The sequence below is a fragment of the Variovorax guangxiensis genome (assembly GCF_003952165.1).
GTDB lineage: Bacteria > Pseudomonadota > Gammaproteobacteria > Burkholderiales > Burkholderiaceae_C > Variovorax > Variovorax guangxiensis.
Map to the genome: position 1 here is coordinate 51,611 of NZ_RXFT01000023.1, position 15,390 is coordinate 67,000.

The 15,390-nt window shown below is 69.7% G+C and carries 16 protein-coding genes; 3 read left to right on the forward strand and 13 right to left on the reverse strand.

Annotated features, from left to right (window positions below):
• The first annotated feature begins 3 nt into the window (after nt 1-3).
• A complete protein-coding gene (locus EJP67_RS32000) occupies nt 4-798 on the forward strand; it encodes a PP2C family protein-serine/threonine phosphatase (protein ID WP_126025739.1) in 795 nt (264 codons plus the stop codon).
• Nucleotides 799-892: 94 nt separating this feature from the next.
• Here EJP67_RS32000 and EJP67_RS32005 read toward each other — a convergent pair whose 3' ends face one another.
• The 5 genes from EJP67_RS32005 to tssA all read right to left on the reverse strand — a co-directional run bounded on the left by EJP67_RS32005 (nt 893) and on the right by tssA (nt 5,344).
• On the reverse strand, nt 893-1,432 hold the full coding sequence (locus EJP67_RS32005; protein WP_126025740.1) for a peptidoglycan-binding domain-containing protein: 540 nt from the start codon (nt 1,430-1,432) through the stop codon (nt 893-895).
• A gap of 81 nt (nt 1,433-1,513) precedes the next feature.
• Nucleotides 1,514-1,993 (reverse strand): Hcp family type VI secretion system effector, encoded by a 480-nt coding sequence (locus EJP67_RS32010; RefSeq protein ID WP_126025741.1) that lies wholly within the window; start codon nt 1,991-1,993, stop codon nt 1,514-1,516.
• 206 nt (nt 1,994-2,199) lie between these two features.
• Nucleotides 2,200-3,693 (reverse strand): type VI secretion system contractile sheath large subunit, encoded by a 1,494-nt coding sequence (gene tssC / locus EJP67_RS32015; RefSeq protein WP_126025742.1) that lies wholly within the window; start codon nt 3,691-3,693, stop codon nt 2,200-2,202.
• Nucleotides 3,694-3,730: 37 nt separating this feature from the next.
• Nucleotides 3,731-4,246, reverse strand: a complete 516-nt coding sequence (gene tssB / locus EJP67_RS32020) for a type VI secretion system contractile sheath small subunit (RefSeq protein WP_108142618.1) — start codon at nt 4,244-4,246, stop codon at nt 3,731-3,733.
• Nucleotides 4,247-4,300: 54 nt separating this feature from the next.
• A complete protein-coding gene (gene tssA / locus EJP67_RS32025) occupies nt 4,301-5,344 on the reverse strand; it encodes a type VI secretion system protein TssA (protein WP_126025743.1) in 1,044 nt (347 codons plus the stop codon).
• A gap of 71 nt (nt 5,345-5,415) precedes the next feature.
• On the opposite strand from tssA, the gene tssJ reads away from it, so the two are divergent.
• Nucleotides 5,416-5,928 carry a type VI secretion system lipoprotein TssJ gene (tssJ, locus tag EJP67_RS32030; protein ID WP_126025744.1) on the forward strand — a complete coding sequence of 171 codons (513 nt, stop codon included), beginning with the start codon at nt 5,416-5,418 and terminating at the stop codon, nt 5,926-5,928.
• Between the two features lie 15 nt (nt 5,929-5,943).
• On the opposite strand, the gene EJP67_RS32035 is transcribed toward tssJ, so the two are convergent.
• Together EJP67_RS32035 and EJP67_RS32040 are read right to left on the reverse strand one after the other, a co-directional pair.
• Nucleotides 5,944-7,044 carry a type VI secretion system protein gene (locus EJP67_RS32035; RefSeq protein ID WP_126025745.1) on the reverse strand — a complete coding sequence of 367 codons (1,101 nt, stop codon included), beginning with the start codon at nt 7,042-7,044 and terminating at the stop codon, nt 5,944-5,946.
• The gene (locus tag EJP67_RS32040) at nt 7,041-8,375 is read right to left on the reverse strand and encodes a DotU family type IV/VI secretion system protein (RefSeq protein ID WP_126025746.1); all 1,335 of its coding nucleotides are present in this window, start codon (nt 8,373-8,375) and stop codon (nt 7,041-7,043) included. Before EJP67_RS32040 ends, EJP67_RS32035 begins: the two co-directional genes overlap by 4 nt.
• A 243-nt stretch (nt 8,376-8,618) precedes the next feature.
• Here EJP67_RS32040 and EJP67_RS32045 point away from each other — a divergent pair, with 243 nt between their 5' ends.
• Nucleotides 8,619-9,320, forward strand: coding sequence for a response regulator transcription factor (locus EJP67_RS32045; RefSeq protein WP_126025747.1), 702 nt, complete (start codon nt 8,619-8,621; stop codon nt 9,318-9,320).
• 57 nt (nt 9,321-9,377) lie between these two features.
• Here the strand turns inward: EJP67_RS32045 and EJP67_RS32050 are convergent, their stop codons facing one another.
• The 6 genes from EJP67_RS32050 to EJP67_RS32075 form a co-directional block, all read right to left on the reverse strand.
• Nucleotides 9,378-11,693 (reverse strand): TonB-dependent siderophore receptor, encoded by a 2,316-nt coding sequence (locus tag EJP67_RS32050; protein ID WP_126025748.1) that lies wholly within the window; start codon nt 11,691-11,693, stop codon nt 9,378-9,380.
• Between the two features lie 107 nt (nt 11,694-11,800).
• Nucleotides 11,801-12,850: a FecR family protein gene (locus tag EJP67_RS32055; protein WP_126025749.1), complete on the reverse strand. Its 1,050-nt coding sequence runs from the start codon at nt 12,848-12,850 to the stop codon at nt 11,801-11,803.
• Between the two features lie 160 nt (nt 12,851-13,010).
• On the reverse strand, nt 13,011-13,514 hold the full coding sequence (locus EJP67_RS32060) for a sigma-70 family RNA polymerase sigma factor (protein WP_126025774.1): 504 nt from the start codon (nt 13,512-13,514) through the stop codon (nt 13,011-13,013).
• Nucleotides 13,515-13,574: 60 nt separating this feature from the next.
• Nucleotides 13,575-13,841, reverse strand: a complete 267-nt coding sequence (locus tag EJP67_RS32065) for a hypothetical protein (protein ID WP_126025750.1) — start codon at nt 13,839-13,841, stop codon at nt 13,575-13,577.
• Nucleotides 13,841-14,461: a histidine kinase gene (locus tag EJP67_RS32070; protein WP_126025751.1), complete on the reverse strand. Its 621-nt coding sequence runs from the start codon at nt 14,459-14,461 to the stop codon at nt 13,841-13,843. Before EJP67_RS32070 ends, EJP67_RS32065 begins: the two co-directional genes overlap by 1 nt.
• A gap of 164 nt (nt 14,462-14,625) precedes the next feature.
• Complete coding sequence (locus tag EJP67_RS32075) at nt 14,626-15,366, reverse strand: SGNH/GDSL hydrolase family protein (protein WP_165909766.1); 741 nt, start codon at nt 15,364-15,366, stop codon at nt 14,626-14,628.
• Between the last annotated feature and the right edge of the window lie 24 nt (nt 15,367-15,390).

Sequence of the window (15,390 nt, forward strand, 5' to 3'; positions counted from 1 at the left end):
CGCTTGGAAATCGAAATCGTCACGCTCTCCCGGCAAGGAGGCCGCACCTACAACGAGGACGTGCACGGCCATTGGCACGATGAGCGCTACGTTGCCTGCCTGGTGGCCGACGGTGCGGGCGGCCATGGCGGCGGCGACGTGGCGGCGGCCACCGCGCGCGCCAGCATGCTCGGCGGCTTCTCGGCCGCGCCGGGGCTGGACGAAGCCACGCTGCGCGGCCTGGTGGAACAGGCCAACCGCGACGTGGTGGCGCGCCAGGCGGAAGGCGGCAAGCTCGCGGGCATGCGCTCGACCATCGTGTTCGCGGCCATCGACCTCGAAAGCCAGGCGCTCGCCTGGGTGCACAGCGGCGACAGCCGCGCCTACCTGTTCCGTGGCGGTGCCATCGTGGCGCGCACCACCGACCACAGCCTGGTGCAGCAGATGGTGGCCGGCGGCATGCTCGACGAGGAGGGCGCGCGGCTGCATCCGCAGCGCAACATGCTGCTGTCGGCGCTGGGCTCGATCGAGGAGGCGCCCGACATAGCGGTGTCGGAGCGCATGCGCCTGCTGCCCGGCGACGTGCTTCTGCTGTGCAGCGACGGCGTATGGGAGCCCTTGGGCGACGAATGCCTGATCGACACGCTGCACGCCTCGCGCACGCCCAGCCAGTGGACCGAGCTGATCGACGCGCAGGTCAAGGCCAATGCCAAGCCGGGCCACGACAACTACACGGCGCTCACGCTGTGGGTGATCGAGGACGATGGCGACGACGTGACGCGGCTGATGCCGGAGAACGTTGCATCCACGGATTGCTGAGGATTTCCGTCTCGAGGCAAGGAAAGAGGCAAAGAAGAAGGGCCCGAAGCGATCGCTCCGGGCCCTTGTCGTTCCAGCCGGGTCGGCTGTCCGTTCAGGCGCCGCCCGTGCTCGGCACGGTTTGGGGCGCGACGTAGGTGTACTTGCTCGCCGTCTTCTTCACCTTCTTCAGCGCGTTGCGCAGCTGCGCCGGCATGTCGCTGCGATTGGGCAGGTTGGTGTAGTTGTCGATGCCCTGTTCCTTGCAGCAGTTGGCGCAGCCGTTGTTGAGCAGGTCGAGCGCATAGCGCGTCTTGCTCAGCGTGCTGGAGGCGCCGGGCTCGCGGAACGGATCGAAGATGCCGTCGGGCAGTACCTTCTGTCCCAGCGCGATCGCCTGCGTCTGGAAGTGCGTGATGTGCTTCTGCGTGACCGGCCCGTAGTAGCCGTCCACGACGATCACTTCGGTCTGGCCCGGGGGCGGGTCCAGGTCGTGGTTGAAGCCCAGCAGCTCGTAGTAGAAGATCTTGAACAGCGCCTGCACCAGCATCACGTCTTCACGCGTGTTGGAGCCGATCCGGCCTACCGACCAGTCGATGTTGTAGGCGGTGAGCAGAGCGCCGCTTTTGCCGATGAGTGGGGTGCTGAATGCCATTGCATTGCTCCGGTGAGGACGCGTGGGAACCGCACCGGGCACTGGCGCGCCCGATGCCGTGCCCGGCGGGTCCGTCGTCCGTCAGCGGGTCTCGGTGGTCGCGACGTTCCAGCCGAACTTGACTTCGCCGCCGGCCGCGCCCTTGTCGTCCTGGGCCTTGTAGGCGAACTCGATATCCTTGAACGAGCACGACACCTGCTCCTGCACGTCGCCGCCCTGGGCGCCGCCGGGGCCGACCATGGAGATGAACACTTCCTTGAGCGTGACCTTCAGGTACTCCTGCTGGCCTTCGCCCGATTTGCGGCAGGTCAGGACCATGTCCTTGAAGTGCTTGCCGCTCACGCAGTTCTTGGCCAGCACCGGGGAGGCCTTGTCGTAGACGTGCGTGAAGTGGAACTCGCCGGGCGTGGCCTTGCCCTTGCCCGAGCCGCCGCCGGAGCCTGCGCCCGAGGAATTGCTCACGTTCCAGGTCCACGACGAGATCTCGATCTCGTCCTTGTGGTCCTTGTGGGAAGACTCGCCCTTGACGCCGTCGAGCTTGATGTGAAAGTCAGAAGACATGTTCCTACTCCTTGGAACCCGATTGCGTTCGGGCAGTTGCTGTTGATGATCGAGACGGATGCTTGTGCTGCCGGAGGCTTGTCGGCGGGGCCGGCCCCCGGCAGCTGTGGATAGAACGAAACGGGATCGGGAATTTCAAGAAAAAACCGGCCCGTTCCGAGCTTTCTTTTCTTCTTTCTCTTCTTCCTCTTCTTCCTTCCGGTGCCTCAGGCGCCGCCCTTGGCCGAGGGAAGCTTCGACACCAGGCGCAGCGAGACGGTGAGGCCCTCCAGCTGGTAGTGCGGGCGCAGGAAGAACTTGGAGGTGTAGTAGCCCGGGTTGCCTTCCACTTCCTCCACGACCACCTCGGCGGCGGCCAGCGGCTTCTGGGCCTTGGTGATCTCCGAGGAGTTGGCGGGGTCGCCGTCCACGTAGTTCATGATCCACTTGTTGAGCCAGCGCTGCATGTCCTCGCGCTCCTTGAAGCTGCCGATCTTGTCCCGCACGATGCACTTCAGGTAGTGCGCGAAGCGGTTGCAGGCGAAGAGGTAGGGCAGGCGCGCCGCCAGGTTGGCGTTGGCGGTGGCGTCGGGGTCGTCGTACTCGGCCGGCTTGTTCAGCGACTGGGCGCCGATGAAGGCCGCGAAGTCGGAATTCTTGCGGTGGATCATCGACAGCAGCCCCGCCTTCGAGAGCTCGGCCTCGCGGCGGTCGCTGATGGCGATCTCGGTGGGACACTTCTGGTCCACGCCGCCGTCGTCGCTCGGGAAGGTGTGCAGCGGCAGGTTCTCCACCGCGCCGCCCGACTCGATGCCGCGGATGCGCGAGCCCCAGCCGTAGAGCTTGTACGAGCGGTTGATGTTGGTCGCCATCGCGTAGGCCGCGTTGGCCCAGGCGTACTTGTTGTGGTCGGCGCCGGCGGTGTCTTCCTCGAAGTCGAATTCCTCCACCGGGTTGGTGTTGGCGCCGTACGGCGTGCGCGCCAGGAAGCGCGGCATGCACAGGCCGATGTACTTGGAGTCGTCCGACTCGCGCAGGCTGCGCCATCCGGCGTACTCGGGGGTGGAGAAGATCTTGGTCAGGTCGCGCGGGTTCGCGAGTTCCTGCCACGACTCCATCTGCATAAGGTTGGGGCTGGCGCCGGTGATGAAGGGCGCGTGCGCCGAGGCGGCGATCTTCGCCATCTCGCCGAGCAGCTCCACGTCGGGCGGGCTCTGGTCGAAGTGGTAGTCGCCCACCAGCGCGCCGAAGGGCTCGCCGCCGAACTGGCCGTATTCCTGCTCGTAGATCTTCTTGAACATCGGGCTCTGGTCCCAGGCCGCGCCCTTGAACTTCTTGAGGTTCTTGGCCAGTTCCTGCTTGGAGATGTCCATCACGCGGATCTTGAGGTTCTCGTCGGTCTCGGTGTTGTTCACCATGTAGTGCAGGCCGCGCCACGCACTCTCGAGCTTCTGGTAGTCGGGGTGATGGATGATCTTGTTGACCTGGTCGGTCAGCTTGGCGTCGATCGCGGCGATCATGGCCTGGATCGACTTGGTCACGTCCTTGCCGATGATGGTGCTGTTGGCCAGCGCCTGCTGTGCCAGCGTGAGCACGGCGGCTTCGACGGCGCTCTTGGCTTCGTCGCTGCGCGGCTTGAATTCCTTCTGCAGCAGCGACGAAAAGTCGCTGCCAGCGTACGCGACATCTTTCAGCGCGCTCTGTTCGAGTGCTTCGGCCATGGTGATCTACTCCTCGTGTGCTCTGATGGTTGTCGACTCAGGCGGCGGGGGCGCTGCCGTCCTCGGGTTTCTTGCTCGCGGCCAGCGTCTGCAGCAGGGCCGGGTCTTCCAGCACCTTGGCCAGCAGCTCTTCCGCGCCGCCCTTGCCGTCCATGTAGGTGACGAGGTTCGAAAGCTGCGTGCGCGCCTCCAGCAGCTTGTTGAGCGCGCCGACCTTGCGCGCCACCGCGGCGGGCGAAAAGTCTTCCATGTTCTCGAAGGTGAGCTCCACCTTCAGGTCGCCCTCGCCGGTGAGCGAGTTCTCCACCGCGAAGGCCGCGCGCGGCTTCATGGCCTTCATGCGCGAGTCGAAGTTGTCGACGTCGATCTCCAGGAACTTGCGGTCTGCCACCGGCGCGAGCGGGTCGGCCGGCTTGCCGGAGAGGTCCGCCAGCACGCCCATGACGAAGGGCAGCTGCACCTTCTTCTCCGCCCCGTAGAGCTCCACGTCGTACTCGATCTGGACCCGGGGCGCCCGGTTGCGGGCGATGAATTTCTGACTGCTCTTGGCCATGGAGATGCTCCTTGCGGGTGTGAATGGGGACGGATGCGGGGTGGTGGTCGGGGCTTACTCGGAAGGACGGCGGCCCGTGACCGTTTCAATGGTGTCCATCGCGTTCGGCGCGAGGTTGGCCATGATCTCGAGGAAGCTCACTCCGATGAGCTTCTTGGCGCGCTCGATCAGCAGCGGCGCGGGGTTGCCCGGCTCGGCCTGCTCCAGGTAGCGGATCACGCGGTCGAGCATCTGCACGGCGTCCTGCCGGTTCTGTATCTCGCCGCGCGCGGCGGCGGGGCGCGAGGCCGCGGCACCGTTGGCTTGTGCATCCGCCGCGGCGCCGCCGGAGTCCTGCGCGGCGGCGGCATCTGCCGGCGAGCCGCTGGCGGAGGCGCAGGCCTTCTGCAGCACGCGCGCGATGGAGCGCAGCGGGTCGAGGTCGAATGCATCGGCGCGGCCTGTGCGCTCGGCGATGAGCTTCTTCAGCTGCTCCACCAGCGCGGGCACGCCCAGCGCTGCCTGGATGGCATCGGGCCGCTCGGACTGGATGGCCTCCAGCCCGCCCTGCACCTGCGCCATCGAGTAGGTGGCTTCGCCGCCCACGGCGGTGAGCGCGTTGTGCGCGATGGCGATGTCGCGCACGCGGATCGGCCCCACGCCGCGCGCGACGCCGACCTGCGCCTCGTAGAGGTCGCGCAGGCCCATGGTCTCGTCGGTCAGCGGCGCGAGCGCGTTCAGGCGCATCGTCGGGTCGTTGTCGTCGTCGGCATCCAGCTTTGGATGTATGCCGTCCCAGAAGGTGTCGAGCAATCCGTTGAGCAGCCGCAGGCCGGAGGCGAAGCCTTCCACGCCCTGCAGGCGGGTGGAGGCGCGCAGCAGCAGCACGGCGGCGCGCACGTCCTTGCTGCGCCGCAGGATGTTCCCGGCCTTCTCGCCCACCTCGCGCCACTCGGGCTCGACCGCGGGGATCACCGTGTCGCCGAACTGCTGCTCGGGCTTGCCCTGCGCGTCCGCGACCAGCGCCATGAAGTCCGCGTCGTACTCGAGATCGTCGCCGCACGGCGATGCATCGCCGATGGGCGCGAGCAGTGTTGCAGCGAGTTCGTTGTTCAGCATGTTGCCTATCGGAGTTCGCTGGTGATAATCAAAGATGCGTCTTGACCGGTCAATGCAACGAAGGGAATAGCATGCGCACGCTGGGTACACACCATTCGTCCTATGAGGGCTTCCTTGCCGCGGCAACGCGGCGCCACATCGCCGTTCTTGGCCTTGCTGGAGCCGGTCTTCTGCTTGCGGGATGCGCCGCGAAGCCCGTGGTCACCACGGTGGCCGTCACGCTCACCGCGGGCGCCGACGCCAACCCCGATGCGCGCGGCCGCGCATCTCCGCTCACGGTGCGCGTGTATGCATTGAAGTCGCCCGGCCCCTTCGAAGGCGCCGACTTCTTCTCGCTCTTCGAGAAGGACCAGGCCACGCTCGGCGCCGAGCTCGTGCAGCGCGAAGAGGTGCTGCTGCGGCCCGGCGAGACGAAGAAGCTCGACTTCAACCTGCCGCCCGATGCGAAGTCCATGGGCGTGATGGCGGCCTACCGCGACCTCGACCGCGCACGATGGCGCGAGGTGCGCCCGGTGGTCACCGGCAAGGCGCAGTCGCTCGATGTGACCTTCGGCGCGCGTACGATGCGCGTGGACGCCAGGTAGCCCGTGCGCTACCGGTCATGACGGCCTTCCCGGCCGCACCAAAGGCTGGTCGACGGGAAGGAAGTGCTCGAACAGGTCGTGCACGAAGGCGCCGCTGGCCGCGTCCGACGCGGATGCTGTGAGATAGAAGCCGCGCCAGCGCGGCGCGCGCGGCCCGCGGCCGTGGTTCTCGAACAGCACCTGCGCGAACTGGCGCAGCCCCGGCTGCAGGGCGCGCACCGCTTCCACGAACTCATGAATGGCGAGCCGGCCGGTGGGGCCGGGCTGCTCGCGCAGCAGCGACATGCGCAGCGCGTGCAGCTGCTGCGCGATGGGCTCGAACACGGTGTCCAGCCGCTCGCCAGCCGGAGTCTCGATGAAGGCTGAAGGATCGGTCAGCCTGTGCCCCAGTGCCTGCGCAAGCACTTCGGGCGGCAGCGCTCCGCGCAGGGTCGCATAGCCCGGCAGCCGTTCGAGGCCGGTCACGACGAGGTAGGTGGGCATCTGCAGCCGCAGGCCGTCGCTGGCTTCGCCGAGCAGGCGGCGCGTTCGCGCGGCGAGCGACTTCAGCTCCGTGGCGTCGGCATCCAGAAGGTCGCCGGCGGCCACGGCCACCACGAGGCCGTTGAGCGGCAGGCGGTCGCGCCGCTCGGCCAGCGCAAGCAGTGAGTGAAGCCACAGGCTGCGCGACTGCGGCGTGCCCGCCTTGTCGCCGACCGCGCCCGCATCGAGCTCGATAGCCACCAGCCGATGGGTCAGCCACCAGTGCCACCAGGCGGCACCGGATGCGGCGTCCGTGCGTTCGGCGTGCGCGGTCGCGAGCAGCCCCGCGAGGTTGGCCGATGCATCGCCGAAGAAGAGGAACCACGGCACCGGCGCCGAGGGCCTGGCCCATGGCGCGCGGCGCATGGCCTGCTGCGCCCGCGTCATGCTTTCCTTCAGCGTGTCGACGGCCAGTGCGGTTCCGCCGGCATCGGCCGCCGGTTCGGCCAGCGCGGCGAGGCGCTTGCGCAGCCCGCGCCGGCGCGCGCCCCGGCCGGCATCGCGCACCACCGCGTACAGCAGGCCGAAGCCCAGCAGGCACAGCGCCAGCAGCAGCCAGAAGCGGTGGGCGGGCGACAGCAGCAGGCCGGTCATCGCGAGACGGTCTCCAGGAAGACGAAGTCGGCGATCAGCCGGTCGCTGTTCTTGCTGGCCGCGAGCGACTCGCGCAACCTCAGCAGGTAGGCGGAGGCGAGTTCGAAGGGCGGCCGGTCGGCGGTTTCGGTGAGGGGAGTGGGCGACGAAAGCACTGTGATCAGCACGCTGCCGAAGGGCGGACTCACCAGCCAGCTGGAAGGGATGTCGCGGCCTATCTCCAGGACCTCGCCCGCGTGCAGCCGCGTGGGCTGCTGCCCGGCGTTGAGATGCATGACGGAGCCGTCGGCCGTGTAGTAGTCGACCCAGATGTAGCTGTCGTGGCGCGGCGCGGTCACCTGCACGCGCACGTTGTCGCCCTCGCGCAGGCGGCCGTCGCGGGCCGTGGGCGCGCTCACGTCGAGGCCGTAGGCCTTCTCGGTGTTGCGTGCCTGGTAGGGCTTGAGGATGGCGAACACCTCGCAATGCGGCCACACGCGCAGTCCGATGTCGAAGCGCGGCGACTTCACGCCGGGCAGGGCGCTCACTTCGTGCTCGACGCGCGGCAGGTCTCCGGGCTGCGAGACGAAGCCGGTGACCCGCGTGCGGCCCTCGTGGTCGACGCTGGCCGTGAGGTCGGCGCAGGCGAAAGCCTGCAGGTGCTGCTCGACGCGCTGGGCCAGGCCGGTGGCGGCCGCGGGCGGGCCGCCGGACCACAGCCACGGCATGTACAGCAGCGGCAGCGCCAAGGCCAGGGCGGCGGCGCCGAGCAGCAGGGTGCGGTCGCGCCGGCGCGTGTCGTTGGGGCCGCGCGGGTCGGGCGCCTCGTAGGGTTGCGGCGCGATGTGGTCCTGCAGCAGGCTGCCCATGGACAGCGGGCGCAGCAGCAGCTGGCGGCCGTGCAGGTCCTTCAGCTTGCCGAGTTCGCCCTGGTCGCCGTCCTCGAAGTAGTACTGTCCCCTGAAGCCGAGCGCCAGCGCGTGCCAGTACACCTCGCGCACCGCGTCGTCGTCGGGGCCCAGGGCCGAGAGGTGGTGGAAGAACTCGCTGTGGGCGTTGTTGGAGTTGAATAGCTGCACCTGCAGGGGAGCGGCCGTGCCTGTCGCGCCGGCCGCGTCCGGGTGCCGCGCGAGGATCTCGTCGATCCAGGCCACCATGGCGAAGGAGGCCGACTCGATCTGCGCGGCGGGCGTGCCGGCGGCCTCGGCGGCGGCGCGTGCCGCGTCGAGCAGCTGGCGGGCCCGTTGCTGCGCCGCATCGTGCGGCAGCAGTGGCGCGCCGGACGCGATGGACGCATCCAGCGCGAGGCCGGATGAGATGAAGCTGGAGAAACAGTCGAGAAGGCGGGCCATGGGCGGGCCCGCTCATTCATGCGTTGCGAAGGATGCCTTGCACCGGCGTCTGCAGCGATGGCACATGCCCATGTCCCCGGTTCCTTCGAGTAGGCGGCCATTCTTTCAAAGGGCTTGCAAGGGGCGCCATACCGCTTGGGGTCTATGCCGTTGGTGGGGCCGCCGGCCTTGCTGCGCGGGGCTTTCGCCGGTATCTTCAGCGTCTGCCGTGCTTCGCACGCTGGGATACGGGGAAAAGACATCATGAAAATACTGATCGCCGACGACCACCGGCTCGTCATCGAGGCGGTCAAAGCCAAGCTGTCGGAGCTGGAGCCCGGCATCGAATTCGTCCTGGCGATGAGCGTCGACGAATTGCTTGCCGGAGCCACCGACGACCTCGACCTGGCCCTGATCGACCTCAACATGCCCGGCGCCGACGGCCAGGCCCACATCGACGAGATCCGCCAGCGCCATCCGGCCGTGCCGGTGATCGTGCTGTCGGGCTACGAAGACCCGGCCATCATGCGCAGCGCGCTCGAGCGCGGCGTGCTCGGATTCATACCCAAGGCCTACTCTCCCGACGTGATGCTCTCGGCCGTGCGGCTGGTGCTGGCCGGCGGCGTGTACGTGCCGCCGATGATGCTGACGGCAGTGCCCCCCGGCATCGTGGCCGGCATGGCGCAGCCGGCGGGCACCGAGGCGATCGTGCGCGGCACCGGTGGTGGCGGTGGTGGCGGCACCCAGACGCTGGAGCACCTGCGCAGCGTGCTCACCGAGCGGCAGGTCGAGGTGCTGCAGCTGCTGTCGCAGGGCAAGCCCAACAAGCTGATCGGGCGCAGCCTTGGCATCAGCGAGGGCACGGTGAAGATCCACCTGGCGGCGATCTTCCGCGCGCTCAACGTGCGCAACCGCACCGAGGCGGTGGTGGCCGCCCAGGCGCTGACCGAGGCGCAGCAGGCCTGAGCGGCCCGGCGCTGCGTTCCCCGTCTTTTCTTCTTTTTCCTTTGCCGGGCGCCGTTGCTACCAGCGGTAGCTGAACTTCGCCTGCACCGCGCGCCGCTGGCCGAAGTACTGGCCGTTGCCCGCGACGTAGCTCCTGTCGGTGAGGTTGGTGGCGTTCAGCGCGAAGCTGTAGGGGCCCTGCTCGTAGCGCAGCGCCGCGTCCACCAGCGTGTAGGGCGGGTTGTAGCTGCTGTTGTCGGTGCTGGCCGGCACCTTGCCGACGTGGCGTATGCCGCCGCCCACGCTCCAGCCTTTCAGCGCGGGGCCTCCGAAGCGGTAGTCCAGCCACAGCGAGGCGGTCTGGCGCGCCGTGTTCAGCGGTTGCTTGCCGATCTCCGCCGGGTTCAGGCTTTGCGTGACCTTGGCGTCGAGCAGCGTGTAGCTGGCCACCAGCTTGAGCTGCTTCGTGAGCGCGGCGCGCGCCTCGAACTCGGGGCCGCGCGTGCGCACCTCGCCGATCTGCGAGACCGGGCCGATGACGAACGGGTCGAAGACGGGCGAGTTGCTCTTGCGCAGGTCGAAGACCGACACGGTGAAGAGCGCGTCGATGCCGGGCGGCCGGTACTTCAGGCCCGCCTCGAACTGGCGGCCCAGCTCGGGTTTGAGCAGGGTGCCGTTGGGGATGGCGCCCGGCAGCGGCGTGAACGAGGTCGCGTAGCTGAAGTAGGGCGCCAGCCCGTTCGGCGCGAGGTACAGCAGGCCCGCGTTGTAGGTGGTCTTGGTGTTGGTGTCGATGCCGAAGGACGAGCTCACCAGCCGGTTGACGCTGCTGCGCGCGCGGTCCTGCCGCACCGTGAGACCCAGCGACCACGGCCCTTTGCGCATCTGGTCCTGCACGTAGAAGCCGCGCTGCGTGATGCTGTTGTCGCCCAGTCCGTTCACCGGTGGGTCTGATACAGGCTGGCCGTACACCGGCGCGAAGGCGTCGATGGAGGGCGCCGGGCCGATGCCGCCTTGCTGCGAGCTGGCCTGCCGCTGGTACTCCATGCCCATCAGCAGCGTGTGCGAGACGGCGCCGGTGCTGAAGCGGCCTTCGACCTGGGTGTCGAGCGTGCTGGTGCGGTTTCTCTCGTCGACCCGCATCACCATGCGGTCGAGCGTGCGCAGGTCGCTCTGGAAGCCGGTGCCGTAGACCTGCCGGTAGTCGATGTCGAGCCTGGCGTGGCGCGCGTTCTGCCGCAGCGTCCAGTTGTCGCTGAGCTGGTGTTCGAAGAGGTAGGTGAGCGAGAACGCGTCGCGGTCGTAGCGGTCGTAGCCGGGCTCGCCGATGTAGCGCTCGCGCGGAATGCTGCCCCAGGGGTTGGGTGTGATGAGCGCGCTCTGCGGCCAGATGCTCTTGGGCGTGGTGCGGTCGCGCGTGGCCTCCGCCATCAGCGTGACCTTGGTGCGCGCGGAGGGCATCCACGTGAGCGAGGGCGCGATGAAGCTGCGGTCGTCGCGGGAGTAGTCGGTCTGGCCGTCGCTGTTGCGCAGCACGCCGTTGAGCCTGAAGAGCAGGCTGCCGTCGGCGTTCATCGCGCCGCCGATGTCGAAGCTGCCCTGCCGGCGGTTGCGGTTGCCCAACGAGACGCTCACCTCGCGCACCGCCTCCGCCGAGGGCCGCTTGGACACCATGTTGATGGCCCCCCCGGGCGCCGACGGGTCGTACACCGCGCCCGGCCCCTTCAGCAGCTCGACGCGCTCCAGCGCCTGCGGCTCCACCAGCCAGCGCGTGGCGAAGCTGTTGGTGGGGAGCTTGAAGCCGTCGAGGTACTCGGCCGGCGCGAAGCCGCGCACCGTGAGCGAGGCGAAGCGCGTGTCGTAGCCCGCGACCTCGGTAAGCACGCCGGCCGAGTAGCGCAGCGACTGCTCGACGGTGTGCACGGCCTGGTCGTCCATCTGCGCGCGCGTGACCACGGTGACGGCGCGCGGGGTTTCCAGCAGCGGCGTGTCGGTGCGCGTGGCCGTGGCGCTGCGCTGCGCCACGTAGCCTTCGACCTGGCCGTCGGCGCGCTCGCCCGGCGCGTTGACGGTGAGCGTGGGCAGGATGGCGTTGGGCCCGGAGACCGCTGCGGGCGTGCCCGTGGCCTGGCGCACCGCATAGGCGCCGCTGGTGCCGGGCACGGCTTCGAGCCGGTGCGGCGAGAGCAGCTCGGCCAGGCCCTCTGCCACGGTGCGGCGGCCCTGTATGGCGGCGGCATTCTTTCCGCGCACCAGCGCCGGATCGAAGGAGAGCGTGATGCCGGCCTGCCGCGCGAAGCTGCTGAGCGCGTCTTCCAGCGCGCCGGCCGGAATGTCGAAGCTGGCGCGCGCCGGAACATCCGCCGGCTGCGCCTGCGCGCGCGCGGAATTCATGGGCGCAGCCCATCCCGCCGCGATACCCAGCAGCAGCGCGGAGAGCAGGGTGGGCCTTGTCTGCCGGAACCGCCAGAACCCGGGATGGCGGTCCGGAGAAAGGCGTCTCAACGTCGCGCGACAGTCAATGTGCCTCCAGTGCCGCGGTCGAGCCGGACCGGCAGTGTGCGTACCAGCGCCTCCAGCGCGCGGCCGACGGGGTCGGGACCGCTGAGCTGGAAGACGCCCGACACGCGCAGCGATGCCGCATCCGCGTCGCAGAGCAGCGGTGTGGCGTGGTAGCGCGCCAGCTCGGCGATGAAGGCATCGAGCCTCATCTGCCGCGCCACCAGCGCGCCGTCGGTCCAGGCGTCGGGCTCGAAGCTGCGGTCCACGATGCGCTGGGGCGGTTGTGCCGCGCCGCCGCGCACGATGTAGCCGTCTCCCGCCTGGGCGACGACCGGCGGTGCGTCGACGGTGGTGTGGATGGCCACGCGGCCCTCGGTCATCGACAGCCGCGTCTGGTCGTCCTGCTCGCGCACACCGAAGCGCGTGCCCAGCGCCTCGAAGCGCGCGTGCGGCGTCTCGACCCAGAATGCGCGGTGGCCGAGCAGCGAGCCGCCGTCCGCGCCGGTGCGCACGAAGAGCTCGCCGCGCCGCAGCACGATGCGGCGGCGGCGCGGCGAGAAGATCACCTGCACCTCGGAGCCGGTGTTGAGGTTCAGCTCGGTGCCGTCGGCCAGCGTCACGCGCTTGCGTTCGCCCACGGCGGTGGCGTAGTCGGTGCGGCTCTCCCATGGCTGCTCGCGCCAGACGAAGAGGCCGGCCATGCCGCCCGTGACGGCCAGCCCCATCACGCCCAGAACCCCGAGCGCGCGGCGGCGGCCCTGCTGGGCCCGCAGGCGGGTGGCCGCCTGCAGCGCGCCGTGCGCCAGCGCGCCGCCGGCCTCGCCCATGCGCGGCACCTGGCGGAAGGTGTCTTCCACGGCCTGCACCTGCTGCCAGGCCTGCTCGTGCGAGGGATGCGCGGCGCGCCATGCGCCGCATTCGTCATGAGTCTTCTCGTCGGCGCTGCCGGAGCCCAGCCGCACGGCCCAGGCGATGGCCTGGTCGAGCAGCTCGGCGGCCGTGGCCGTGCCGTCGCCGGTTAGCGGGGTGGAAGGAAATGCGGCTTTCATTCTGGATGGCTCTGCGCACTTCCCGTGATCCCGGTCGCACGATATAGCCTCGGCCAAAGCCAGGAACACCGCGGAACCGGCTTTGCCGGGCCGCCGGTGTTGCCCCCGGCGAGGCGGGGGGAGAAGCGACACGAAGTGCGCGAAGCCTGGGGGAGTTTCATCATTTCAGCGCCAGGCAGTGACGGATGGCGGTGGCCATGTATTTTTCTACGGAGCTCAGGCTCACATCGAGGCGCCGCGCGATCTCGGCATAGCCGAGGCCGTCGAGCCGCGAGAGCAAAAAGGCGCTGCGCGCCTTGGACGGCAGCCCGTCGAGCATCGCGTCGATGCGCACCAGCGATTCGACCAGCAGCATCTGCGCCTCGGGCGAGGGCGCCTGCGGCTCGGGCAGCGCGGCGATCGCCTCCAGGCAGGCGCGCTCCAGCGTTCGGCGGCGCACGTGGTCGACCACCAGCCCGTGCGCGATGGTGGTGAGCCAGGCGCGGGGCTCGCGGACCTCGTCGATGTCGCGCGGGCGGCCCAGCACGCGCACGAAGGTGTCCTGCGCCAGGTCGGCGGCGTCGCCCGGGTGGCCCAGCTTGCGGCGCAGCCAGCCGAGCAGCCAGCCGTGGTGGTCGCCGTAGAGGCTTTCCACGCTGCGCGAAGGAGGACGGTCGTCCGGCATGGAGGAGGGCGAGGAAAAGTCGTTCGGGAACGCGGCGAGTGCGGCAGGCATGAATCTATCTCACTGCGTTGGCGCTGGCGAACGGCGTTTCGCCCCGGCAGGGCAGCCTGTCGGGAGCCGGTGGCTGCGGGTCTGCATGATGGGCGCAAGCGTGGACAGGGCCGTGGCGCCCGCGCGGCCCTGCCCGCAGCGGCCCAGGCCGGCCGAGAGCACGAGGCCGGCCACGGCCGCGCCGAGGCAGCAGCCGTCGAAGAGCCGGGAGCGCGCGGTGCCGCCGGCGTCCCGCGAGCGCAGGCTCTCGCGGACGAAGAGCCGGCGGGTGGCCATCACAGCAGCCCCTTCGGCGCACGCGCGGCGCGGGCGCCGTACAGCGGAAACCGCAGCGTGAGGCAACCGTCGCCCAGCGGCGAGGGTGCGGTGTAGATGCGCGCACCGTGGCGCGCGGCGATGGCCTGGCAGGCATGGGCCAGGGACGACGTGGGTCGGCCGATGCCGGTCTCGAAGGCCTGCGAGAGGCGGGGCGCGGTGCCGGTGGAAATGTCGGCTTCGCGCAGGCTCACCACCGCCTGGTGTCCTTCGGCGCGCGCCAGCACATGCAGCGTGGCGCCCCGCGGCAAGGTCGCGGCCGCGGCGTCCGCGATGTGAGACACGAGCCGCGGCAGGTCGCCGGCGATGGCTACCACCGTGAGCGCAGCGTCCGGCACGGCGAGGTCGAGCCCGATGCCGCGCTGCGCCAGGGTTTCGCCCTGCGTGGTGGGCGTTGTGGCGAGCGCGCGCAGCGGCTGGCGCAGGTCGATGCGTTCGCGCGCGGCGGCGGCTTCCTGCCGGGCGGCGAGCTGGGGCATCGGCGTGCCGGTGGCGCGGGTCGAGAACGTCTTGCCGGCGAGCCAGGCGGCGCCGAGGGCGAAGCAGGCGGCGACCACGAGGCCGAGGCTGCCGGTGCTCATCGGACGCTCTCCCGGGGGCACGCCGAGGGCGGCGGTGCCTGAAAGCGATGACGGGGGTTCTGAAGCATGGGAAAGGCGGCTCCTCTTTTCGGTCTCGGGTGAATGCACTCCCTTGCCGGACGAGGCCCGCAAAACCCGTAATGGCGCGCCGAAAAATCCGGGCGTCAGGCCCGGCATTCGGGCGCGGCCTTGTCCAGCATGAGCACGATGCGCCCGACCAGCCGCTCGCTGTAGGCAGGCGCGGGATGCAGCACGTCGGCCATCTCGGCGGGCTTGAAGGACACGGCGCCCCAGTCGGCGAAGAGCGCCCCCGTCTCGCCGGCCACCCTGCGGGCGATGGCGTCGGCCTCGTCCCTGCCCGTCGCGGTGAGCGGCTGCCGGCTGAGCCCGGTGATGACCGGGGTGCGCCCCTCGGCCTGCACGTGCGCGACCATGCGGCGCAGCGCGGGCTCGTAGGGCTGGCCGGACATCGCGTCGTTGATGCCGTGCTGCAGCACCACGAAATGCGTGGTGAGCGGCGCCGTGGAGAACGCCGGCGCGCGCCGGGTGGCGGTGGCGCCCGGCTCGCTGTTGTCGATCACCGTGTAGGCGGGGCGCAGGCGCCTGAGCATCGCGGCGGGCGGCTCGTCGAAGCGCCTGTTGGCGGCATAGCCGCCGTGCAGGATCGAGTCGCCCTCGAAGGTGACGGTGCAGTCGCGCGGGGCCTGCGGGCCCGGCTGGGCTGTCGAAGAGGCCGCGTGCGCCGGCTGTCGCACGGAGGCCTTGTTGTTGCCGGTGTTGTGGTTGTGGCTGTTGCCCCCGCAGGCGGGGACCAGCGCGCCGATCGCCAGGATGGCGAGCAGCGTGAATGCGATGTCGGACAGGCGGACGCAGGCCGCGCGGCGGTGAGCGGGAAGGAAAACCAAGGCAATCTCCGGATGGCGCCACTG

What these genes read in the sequence shown, in the direction of transcription:
- EJP67_RS32005 (WP_126025740.1), bottom strand. Translation starts at nt 1,432, where the DNA reads ATGGCATTCAGCACCCCACTCATCGGCAAAAGCGGCGCTCTGCTCACC.
- EJP67_RS32010 (WP_126025741.1), bottom strand. Translation starts at nt 1,993, where the DNA reads ATGTCTTCTGACTTTCACATCAAGCTCGACGGCGTCAAGGGCGAGTCT.
- tssC (WP_126025742.1), bottom strand. Translation starts at nt 3,693, where the DNA reads ATGGCCGAAGCACTCGAACAGAGCGCGCTGAAAGATGTCGCGTACGCT.
- tssB (WP_108142618.1), bottom strand. Translation starts at nt 4,246, where the DNA reads ATGGCCAAGAGCAGTCAGAAATTCATCGCCCGCAACCGGGCGCCCCGG.
- tssA (WP_126025743.1), bottom strand. Translation starts at nt 5,344, where the DNA reads ATGCTGAACAACGAACTCGCTGCAACACTGCTCGCGCCCATCGGCGAT.
- tssJ (WP_126025744.1), top strand. Translation starts at nt 5,416, where the DNA reads ATGCGCACGCTGGGTACACACCATTCGTCCTATGAGGGCTTCCTTGCC.
- EJP67_RS32035 (WP_126025745.1), bottom strand. Translation starts at nt 7,044, where the DNA reads ATGACCGGCCTGCTGCTGTCGCCCGCCCACCGCTTCTGGCTGCTGCTG.
- EJP67_RS32040 (WP_126025746.1), bottom strand. Translation starts at nt 8,375, where the DNA reads ATGGCCCGCCTTCTCGACTGTTTCTCCAGCTTCATCTCATCCGGCCTC.
- EJP67_RS32045 (WP_126025747.1), top strand. Translation starts at nt 8,619, where the DNA reads ATGAAAATACTGATCGCCGACGACCACCGGCTCGTCATCGAGGCGGTC.
- EJP67_RS32050 (WP_126025748.1), bottom strand. Translation starts at nt 11,693, where the DNA reads ATGAATTCCGCGCGCGCGCAGGCGCAGCCGGCGGATGTTCCGGCGCGC.
- EJP67_RS32055 (WP_126025749.1), bottom strand. Translation starts at nt 12,850, where the DNA reads ATGAAAGCCGCATTTCCTTCCACCCCGCTAACCGGCGACGGCACGGCC.
- EJP67_RS32060 (WP_126025774.1), bottom strand. Translation starts at nt 13,514, where the DNA reads ATGCCGGACGACCGTCCTCCTTCGCGCAGCGTGGAAAGCCTCTACGGC.
- EJP67_RS32065 (WP_126025750.1), bottom strand. Translation starts at nt 13,841, where the DNA reads ATGGCCACCCGCCGGCTCTTCGTCCGCGAGAGCCTGCGCTCGCGGGAC.
- EJP67_RS32070 (WP_126025751.1), bottom strand. Translation starts at nt 14,461, where the DNA reads ATGAGCACCGGCAGCCTCGGCCTCGTGGTCGCCGCCTGCTTCGCCCTC.